The organism is Enterobacter sp. CCUG 70166 (assembly GCF_020224095.1).
In the GTDB taxonomy this organism is placed as follows: domain Bacteria; phylum Pseudomonadota; class Gammaproteobacteria; order Enterobacterales; family Enterobacteriaceae; genus Enterobacter; species Enterobacter intestinihominis.
In genome coordinates, this window is record NZ_NRIQ01000083.1 from 1 (window position 1) to 1,440 (window position 1,440).

The following is a 1,440-nucleotide window of genomic DNA, read 5'->3' on the forward strand; positions in this document are numbered from 1 at the left end:
TGAAGTGAACCCCATATATTGGACACGTTCTTAACTGGCGGCTGACATGGCCTGGGTTCGGTATTGTACCGGACTCAGGCCGTTTAGTTTTAGCTTGATTCGTTCGTTGTTGTAGTAGTGGATATACTCTTCCACCGTTTTTCGTAGATGGTCTGTATTTTCAAACTCTTCGTGGTACCAACATTCTGTTTTCAGCAGACCAAAAAAATTTTCTATCACTGCATTGTCCAGACAGTTCCCTTTGCGCGACATGCTTTGTTCTATGCCTTTAGCTTTAAGTTTCTCCTGATACCGTGCCATCTGATACTGCCAACCCTGATCAGAGTGCAGTACCGGTCTGTCACCCGGTTTCAGCCTCTTGACGGCTTTGCTGAGCATGTTTTCGACCAGATTCATTCCCGGATGCGTCGTCATATTCCAGGCTATTATCTCGCTGTTATACAGATCAAGCACTGGTGACAGATACAGCTTTGTCCCTTTTACGTTGAACTCTGTCACATCCGTGACCCATTTCTGGTTTGGACTGCTGGCCTTAAAATCACGTGCAAGGGTATTTGGCGCTACTTTACCGTAGGTGCCTTTGTATGACTGATACTTTTTGCTTCTCAGGCATGAGGCCAGCCCCATCTTGCGCATCAGTTTCCGTACTGTTTTATGATTAATGCCATAGCCTTCATTACGCAACGCCAGGGTAATGCGCCGGTAACCATATCGTCCTTTATGATAGTGGAACAGTGCGGCTATTCTTTGCTGTTCGCCCTCATAGCGCTCTCCACGGCTATCTGCTTTGACATGCCAGTAGTACGTGCTGCGAGGTAATCCTGCTATATGAAGCAGCATTCTCAGGTTATGGTTTCGCCTCAATTCGGTAATTATTTTTGCTTTGTCTTCTGCTTTTCCCGAATCAAGGCCTGAAGCTTTTTTAGGTAGGCATTCTCAACACGCAGGTATTCAAGTTCTTCCTCAGCGTTCTGGAACGCTGGACGGGGATTATTAAGTTCTTTATCTGAAGTTTCGTTCTTCCCTGACTTCATCTGGCGTCCTCTGGGTTTATCCTGTAGGGCAATGATACCGCCAGTACGGTAAAGACGCTCCCATTTGCTGACAGTACAAGCGGCTGCAATACGAAACTCCGCCGCAGCTTTCCGGGATGATTTGTTGTGTTGCTGCATCCAGAGCACGACAGACTCTTTAAACTCGGCAGAGTAAGCCCTGGTAGGAATGGTAAAACTGTCCATCCCATTCACTTTCCAGTGCTCAGTCCAGCGTCTGACCGCTCCGTGATCAACGCCGAACAACCGCGCTGTTTTCTTTGCACCATCACTGCTGAACAGATAGTGGAGTACGACTTGCTGCTTGAATTCAGGTGAGTATTTTTTTCTGCCCATTGAAACGCAAAACCCCTAATCGTTGGATGTCCAACTTTCGGGGTTCACTTCA

At 47.2% G+C, this 1,440-nt stretch carries 1 protein-coding gene; it reads right to left on the bottom strand.

Translation table 11 applies throughout. The annotated features are described in order from the left end of the window. Positions 1-30: 30 nt before the first annotated feature. Positions 31-1,388 (bottom strand): IS3 family transposase gene (locus CKK19_RS24845; protein ID WP_105318584.1). Its coding sequence is split into 2 segments (ribosomal slippage): positions 31-926 and positions 926-1,388, totalling 1,359 coding nucleotides; the frame shifts between segments, so codons are not numbered across the junction. Between the last annotated feature and the right edge of the window lie 52 nt (positions 1,389-1,440).